Origin of the sequence: Flavobacterium sp. (assembly GCF_035760125.1) — a bacterium.
GTDB lineage: Bacteria > Bacteroidota > Bacteroidia > Flavobacteriales > Flavobacteriaceae > Flavobacterium.
Map to the genome: position 1 here is coordinate 1 of NZ_DASTTN010000532.1, position 7051 is coordinate 7051.

A 7051-nucleotide genomic window follows, 5' to 3' on the forward strand; every position below is an offset into this window, starting at 1 on the left:
CCCGCAACTGGTGCCAATGCTTCGATTCCTGTAATTTTTTCAATAGCCAAAACGAAAAATAAAATGGTTAACGATAAAAAAACAAATTGTTGTACTTTACTGCCACCCCAAGTTCCCCACCACATAAAAGCAGTAAAAATCCCCCAAAGTGTTAAGTAGCAACCGAAAAATGGAGCTGGAGTAGTTCCTGCCATTTCAAATCCAGTATTTGGAAAAAGCCAAATTCCAACTAAGGTAAGCCAAAAGAAGCCATAAGAAGTAAAAGCGGTCCCTGCAAATGTTTTTCCGTTTTTGTATGATAGTATTCCGGCTATTATTTGTGCTAAACCTCCATAAAAAATACCTATCGAAATGATAACGGCACTGACGGGAAAGAATCCTAAATTGTGAATATTCAATAAAATTGTGGTCATTCCAAAGCCCAAAAGACCTAAAGGAGCTGGATTAGCAGGTTTATTCTCCATTTTTTAGTTTTTTAAATTGTTAGTGAAGCTTAAAAATAACGATATAGTTCGTTATCAATTGGTATAAAAATAACAATTTATGATATTAATAACTCATTTATTAAAATAAAGAGTAATAGAGATGAATTATTTAAGCATCTAAATCCAAGCCAAAAGTGGTTCTTAATAATTCGATATTCGGATTGATTTCTAAAAGTCTGTTGTAACGATCTTGGTCGGTAAAGCTTCTTCTTATTTCAATGCTTTCATTTACATTTACTTCGATGGTAATATCGTGATTGTGTAAATGACCACGCAGATGTCCTAAAAGACCAATCATTTCTTTTTCAAAATCTAATTTTGATCCCTCATTTGGAAGTTCAAAAGTGATGTTGGTACCGTTTAATTTTGGGTCGTTAATTAATAATAAGGATTCCATTATTTTGAATCCTTTTTCTCCTAAACGCTGAGCATATTTGGTCCATTGCAAAAGCATTTCGGTTTCTGTGAAAGCTTCGGATGGTAAAACGGTGTTGTCTTCTTTGACGAATCCTTTTAGATTTTCCTCTAAAGTTTTTTTAGCTCGAATACTGGAAAGTGATAAAGCTGAAAATTTAGCTTCATTGCTTGAATTATTCGTAGTTTCTGGATTTGTAATTTGTGTCTTTTCTTCAGCAACAACAATAGGTTTAGCAATTGCGACCTTTTCAATATTGTTGCTAATGCCACTATTAATATTACTAGTTTCGTTAGTTTCTTTTTTGGAAACTTCTACTATAGAATAATCCGTTCTTCTGAAATAAGTGGGAGGAATTATAAATTGTTCAACTTTTTTTTTTCTCCATCATAAGTGATGGAGGCTAGTTGCATCAAGCAAAGTTCAACAAGAAGTCGTTGATTCTGGCTGGCTTTGTATTTTAAATCACAATCGTTGGCAATATCGATTCCTTTTAATAAAAAATCTTGACTGCATTTTTGCGCTTGGATCCCGTACATTTTTTGCGCTTGTTCTCCAACCTCAAGTAGTACAAGTGTAGCGGGTGTTTTACTTACCAATAAATCTCTGAAATGAGTAGCTAAACCCGAAACAAAGTGATGGCTGTCAAAACCTTTTGATAGGATATCATTAAACGCTATTAATAAATCAGGGATTTTATTTTCTAGAATTAAATCGGTAACATTAATGTAGGTTTCGTAATCTAAGACGTTTAAATTTTCGGTTACAGCCTGACGAGTCAAGTTGTTTCCGCAAAAAGAAACTACCCTGTCAAAAATAGATAAGGCATCACGCATAGCGCCATCTGCTTTTTGGGCAATAATATGCAGAGCATCATCCTCGAAAGCTACAGATTGACTTGTGGCTACATCTGCAAGATGTTCTTTTGCGTCTTTTACTGTAATTCTTTTGAAATCAAATATCTGGCAACGAGATAATATCGTAGGTATGATTTTATGTTTTTCGGTCGTAGCCAATATAAAAATGGCGTGTTTTGGCGGTTCTTCCAATGTTTTTAAAAAAGCATTAAAAGCGGCCGACGACAACATGTGTACCTCGTCAATGATGTATACTTTGTACTGACCTGTTTGTGGAGGAATACGAACTTGATCTATCAAATTTCGGATATCATCAACAGAATTGTTAGAAGCAGCATCTAGTTCGAAGACATTAAATGCAAAATCTTCATTGGGATCATCGTAACCAGGCTGATTTATTTTTCTAGCTAAAATACGGGCGCAAGTTGTTTTACCAACACCACGAGGCCCGGTAAATAAAAGGGCTGAAGCTAAATGGTTGTTTTCTATGGCGTTGAGTAATGTATTGGTAATCGCTTTTTGTCCAACCACATCTTTAAATGTTTGGGGGCGGTATTTACGTGCCGATACTACAAATTGTTCCATAGGTTTTTTTATTCGAAAGCAAATATAGGACTTGAAAAGTCAAAAAACAAGTTCCAAAATTTTAATTTTTTCGGGTTGTTGTTTTCTTTCAAAAATACCATTTGAATTCGTTTTTCAAGCAATATTTGTGTATTTTCACCTTAGTTTTGAAATCCAATCTTTAAAATTAACTTTTCTATGAATGCTACTAAAGCGGTTACAATTGTTGGAGGAGGATTGGCTGGACTGACAGCTGCTATACATTTGTCTAAAACTGGTTTAAAGGTTATTTTAATAGAAAAAAATGAATATCCAAAGCATAAAGTTTGTGGTGAATACATTTCAAATGAAATCCTGCCTTATTTGGATTGGCTTTCGATAAATTTATCAGAGTTAAACCCAACTCATATCTCAAAACTAGATTTTTCAACCTCTGAAGGAAAAGTAATTAAATGTGATTTACCGCTTGGTGGATTTGGTGTAAGTAGATTTGCTTTGGATGCTTTTTTATGCAAAAAAGCCATCGAGAATGGGTGTGAAATAATACAGGACAATGTTGATGATATTGTTTTTGATAATGACTTTTTTACTGTTTCGACTTTAAACAATAGAAGTATTACTTCGAAAATTGTGATAGGTGCTTTTGGTAAACGATCCAATATCGATCAGAAACTAAAAAGAGGATTTATTCAAGAAAAATCGTACTGGCTAGCTGTGAAAGCTCATTATTTTGGTGAATTTCCAAATGATTTAGTGGCTTTACATAATTTTGAAGGCGGATATTGTGGAGTTTCAAAAGTGGAAAACAATGTAATTAATATCTGTTATTTGGTGAGTTATGAATCTTTTAAAAAATATAAAAGCATTGAGGACTTTCAAAATCAGATTGTCATTAAGAATCCACATTTGAAACTAATTTTTGATGACAGTAAAATACTTTTTGATGCTCCATTGACAATTAGCCAAATTTCATTTGATAAAAAAGCAGCTGTAGAAAATCATATTTTGATGATTGGAGATACCGCGGGTTTAATTCATCCTTTATGTGGTAATGGTATGGCGATGGCAATTCATAGTGCCAAAATTGCTTCTGAATTAATAGGAGATTTTTATGCTAAAAAAATAAAATCCAGAGACGAATTGGAGAAAAAGTATATTGCAGAATGGAATGCAAATTTTAAAAAAAGATTAAGAATTGGGCGTATTTTAGCATTTATACTGCAAAAAACAAAACTTTCTTCTGTTTTGATGGAAATAATGATTAAATTCCCATTTTTAATGCCAATTATAATAAAGCGGACTCACGGGAAACCAATTGTCGTAGAATGAAAAAATAGCAATAGTTAAAAAGCAATTGAATTTAATTCGAAATAATTAAAAATAGTGCTTGTAAATACACAACATAGAACGAACAATCCTGAATTAATGGATGATTTTGCGTTGGAGGGTGATGCTTTAAAAGTGGCGTTGGATAAAATTGCACAAATAAATCAGCTTTTAGGAGGTAATCAATTGACTTTGAAAGGGGTTGAGAAATTACTGAAAAAAGAATCCTATTCAAATCCGATCAAGATTGTAGATGTTGGGTGTGGAAACGGAGATATGTTGCGAAAATTAGCTGATTTTGGTTTGCAGAATAATTTAAATTTGGAATTGATTGGTGTTGATGCCAATAATTTTACTGTAAATTATGCGATTGATTTATCTGTAAACTATCCAAATATTAAGTATAGGTGTGAAGATGTATTTAGTGAATCTTTTAGTGAGTTAAATTATGATATAGTGCTTTGTACTTTGACTTTACATCATTTTAAAAACGATGAAATTATTGAATTATTAATGTTGTTTAATAAAAATTCAAAACTGGGTTTTGTTGTAAATGATTTGCATCGCAATTCTGTAGCATATCGATTATTTCAAGCGCTTTGTTTTGTTTTTCGAATGAATAAAATGTCACGAGAAGATGGTTTGACTTCAATATTGAGAGGTTTTAAAAAAGAAGAATTGATTGCATTTTCAGAAAATTTGAGATTTAAAAAATACAGTATTCAATGGAAATGGGCTTTTCGTTACCAATGGATTGTGGAGAAATGAGTTTTTTTTAATAATGTCAAAAAATGCAAAAACATCTCTCTTTAGCCCCGATTGCAGTGGAAATCCTTTTGTGCCGGGGTTCGGCACAAAAGATTGTAACGGAAAGCGGGATGATATTTTCTAGAATGCCAAATGTTTGTGCTCCAAATATTAATGATTGTATTAAACCTACTAAAGAAAATAAATGAGCGTAAAAATAAAATGTGTTGCCAAGCAATTGCCGAAGTTTTCGAGAACTACTGAGGAGATTCTACCTTTTTTGGATGTTTGGTTGGAAGGTCAAGAAGAGCGTTTTATTCGAAAAGTAAAGAAAATATTTGAGGGAGCAGGAGTTGATAAACGGTATTCGATAATGGATCCGATTGCGGTTTTTGAAAATACCTCCTTTGAAGAGAAAAATGATACGTACATTCGAGAAGTAATCGATTTGGGAGAAAAAGTCTTGGATAAGGCTCTGAAAAAAGCCCAATGGTTGCCTGAGGATTTGGATTATATCATCACTGTGAGTTGTACTGGGATTATGATTCCTTCCTTGGATGCTTATTTGATTAACAGTTTGAAATTGAGGCAAGATATTGTGAGGTTGCCTGTGACTGAAATGGGTTGTGCGGCGGGAATTTCGGGAATTATATATGCTAAGAACTTTCTTCAGGCGAATCCAGGTAAAAGAGCAGCAGTTATTGCTATAGAAAGTCCGACAGCAACGTTTCAATTAGAAGATTTTTCGATGACTAACATTGTGAGTGCGGCAATTTTTGGTGATGGTGCAGCCTGTGTTTTGCTTTCATCGGTGGAAGAAGAGGAAGGACCGGAGATTTTGGCTGAAGAAATGTATCATTTTTTTGACAATATTCATATGATGGGGTTTAAACTAACTAATTCCGGATTGCAAATGGTTTTGGATATTGAGGTTCCTGAAACAATAACGTCACATTTTGGAGATATTATTCATCCTTTTCTAAAAAAGAATAGTTTAGAAATTGCAGATATTGATCATTTGATTTTTCATCCGGGAGGAAAAAAAATAGTTCAAATTGTAGAAGATCTCTTTTTGGGTTATGAAAAAAATATAGATGATACTAAAGCTGTTTTGAAACTTTACGGAAACATGTCAAGTGCAACCGTATTGTATGTTTTAGAGCGATTTATGGATAAAAAACCAAAAAAAGGCTCTAAGGGCTTGATGTTGAGTTTTGGTCCCGGATTTTCGGCTCAAAGAGTATTGTTGCAGTTTTAGGACACTAATGAGATATGGAAAAAATAGATGTAATTTCAAAATTGCCTTATTCAAAACCGTTTTTGTTTGTTGACGAAATAATCAGAATAGATGAAGATGGGGTAGAGGGAGAGTATACTTTTGACGAAAATTTGGATTTTTACAAAGGTCATTTTAAAGGGAATCCAGTTACTCCTGGAGTGATTTTAACGGAGGTTATGGCTCAGATTGGTTTGGTTTGTTTGGGTATATTTTTATTAAATGAAAAAGTAAGTTCGATATCGCTAATCGCTTTAACATCAACTAGTATTGATTTTTTAAAACCAGTTTTTCCAAATGAAAAAGTAAAGGTGATTTCTCAGAAAATCTATTTTAGATTTGGAAAATTAAAATGCAAAGTCAATATGCAAAATGAAAAAGGAGAAATAGTTTGCAGTGGAATAATTGCCGGTATGATAGTTTGAAATCGTAATTAAAAATGGAAAAACGAGTTGTTATAACAGGTCTTGGCGTAGTCGCTCCAAATGGGGTGGGTCTCGATGCGTTTCAATATGCGATTAAGAATGGGATTTCTGGAATTAGACATTTTGAGGAATTGGAAAGATTAAAGTTTTCTTGCCAAATTGCCGGAATGCCTAATGTTTCAATGGAATTGGCATTGCAATACTTCACGGAACTGGAACTCAAAAATTTTAATGCAACAGGAATTTTATACGGTGTTATAGCGGGAATTGATGCTTGGAAAGATGCTGGTTTATCAATGGAGATTCAGGAAGAGCCTGATTGGGATGGCGGAACTATTTTTGGGGCTGGAACTTCTGGGGTTGAAAAATTTAGAGAAAGCATTTATAAAATTGATGATTTTAAAGGTAGGAATTTAGGAAGTACCACTGTAATTCAAACAATGAATAGTGGAATAAGTGCTTATTTAGCTGGGAAATTGGGATTAGGGAATCAAGTTACAACCAATTCATCCGCTTGTACTACAGGAACCGAAAGTATTATTATGGCTTATGATCGTATAAAATCCGGTCAGGCTAAAAGAATTCTTGCTGGAAGTACCAGTGATTCTGGTCCTTATGTTTGGGGAGGATTTGATGCCATGAGAGTTTGTACATTTAGACATAACGATTCGCCGGTAACAGGTTCAAGACCTATGTCTCAGAGTGCTTCGGGGTTTGTGCCTGCGAGTGGTGCAGGAGCTTTGGTTTTGGAAGATATGGAGGCTGCCTTGGCAAGAGGTGCTAGAATATATGCAGAAGTTTTAGGAGGAGATTTGAATTCTGGAGGGCAAAGAGGTTTGGGAACATTAACTGCTCCAAATCCCTTGGCTGTTCAAAAATGTATTCAGAATGCGATGAAGAGTTCCGGAATTACTGCTCAAGATGTTGATGTGATTAATGGTCATCTTACCGCTACG

The 7051-nt window shown here is 34.1% G+C and carries 9 protein-coding genes; 6 read left to right on the forward strand and 3 right to left on the reverse strand.

Annotation, left to right across the window (positions count from 1 at the left end):
* Both VFS71_RS18955 and VFS71_RS18960 read right to left on the reverse strand, forming a co-directional pair.
* A partial coding sequence (locus VFS71_RS18955) for an acetate uptake transporter (protein WP_326403218.1) occupies positions 1-464 on the reverse strand: 464 nt, incomplete at its 3' end.
* A gap of 130 nt (positions 465-594) precedes the next feature.
* Complete coding sequence (locus tag VFS71_RS18960) at positions 595-939, reverse strand: DNA polymerase III (protein ID WP_326403220.1); 345 nt, start codon at positions 937-939, stop codon at positions 595-597.
* Here VFS71_RS18960 and VFS71_RS18965 point away from each other — a divergent pair.
* On the forward strand, positions 920-1228 hold the full coding sequence (locus VFS71_RS18965) for a hypothetical protein (RefSeq protein ID WP_326403222.1): 309 nt from the start codon (positions 920-922) through the stop codon (positions 1226-1228). The genes VFS71_RS18960 and VFS71_RS18965 overlap by 20 nt on opposite strands.
* 28 nt (positions 1229-1256) lie before the next feature.
* Here VFS71_RS18965 and dnaX read toward each other — a convergent pair whose 3' ends face one another.
* On the reverse strand, positions 1257-2342 hold the full coding sequence (dnaX, locus tag VFS71_RS18970) for a DNA polymerase III subunit gamma/tau (RefSeq protein WP_326403223.1): 1086 nt from the start codon (positions 2340-2342) through the stop codon (positions 1257-1259).
* 177 nt (positions 2343-2519) lie between these two features.
* Here dnaX and VFS71_RS18975 point away from each other — a divergent pair, with 177 nt between their 5' ends.
* From VFS71_RS18975 to VFS71_RS18995, 5 genes are all read left to right on the forward strand, one after another.
* On the forward strand, positions 2520-3650 hold the full coding sequence (locus tag VFS71_RS18975) for an NAD(P)/FAD-dependent oxidoreductase (RefSeq protein ID WP_326403224.1): 1131 nt from the start codon (positions 2520-2522) through the stop codon (positions 3648-3650).
* Between the two features lie 54 nt (positions 3651-3704).
* On the forward strand, positions 3705-4415 hold the full coding sequence (locus tag VFS71_RS18980; protein WP_326403225.1) for a methyltransferase domain-containing protein: 711 nt from the start codon (positions 3705-3707) through the stop codon (positions 4413-4415).
* A gap of 184 nt (positions 4416-4599) precedes the next feature.
* Positions 4600-5652: a type III polyketide synthase gene (locus VFS71_RS18985; RefSeq protein ID WP_326403226.1), complete on the forward strand. Its 1053-nt coding sequence runs from the start codon at positions 4600-4602 to the stop codon at positions 5650-5652.
* 14 nt (positions 5653-5666) lie between these two features.
* Positions 5667-6095: a FabA/FabZ family ACP-dehydratase gene (locus VFS71_RS18990; RefSeq protein ID WP_326403227.1), complete on the forward strand. Its 429-nt coding sequence runs from the start codon at positions 5667-5669 to the stop codon at positions 6093-6095.
* A 14-nt stretch (positions 6096-6109) separates the two neighbouring features.
* Positions 6110-7051 (forward strand): beta-ketoacyl-[acyl-carrier-protein] synthase family protein (locus tag VFS71_RS18995; protein WP_326403229.1); only part of this gene is annotated, 942 nt, incomplete at its 3' end.

Bases quoted from the DNA above. Each gene is read 5' to 3' on its own strand.
- VFS71_RS18960 (WP_326403220.1), bottom strand. From the start codon at position 939: ATGCTTTTGCAATGGACCAAATATGCTCAGCGTTTAGGAGAAAAAGGA.
- dnaX (WP_326403223.1), bottom strand. From the start codon at position 2,342: ATGGAACAATTTGTAGTATCGGCACGTAAATACCGCCCCCAAACATTT.
- VFS71_RS18975 (WP_326403224.1), top strand. From the start codon at position 2,520: ATGAATGCTACTAAAGCGGTTACAATTGTTGGAGGAGGATTGGCTGGA.
- VFS71_RS18985 (WP_326403226.1), top strand. From the start codon at position 4,600: ATGAGCGTAAAAATAAAATGTGTTGCCAAGCAATTGCCGAAGTTTTCG.
- VFS71_RS18990 (WP_326403227.1), top strand. From the start codon at position 5,667: ATGGAAAAAATAGATGTAATTTCAAAATTGCCTTATTCAAAACCGTTT.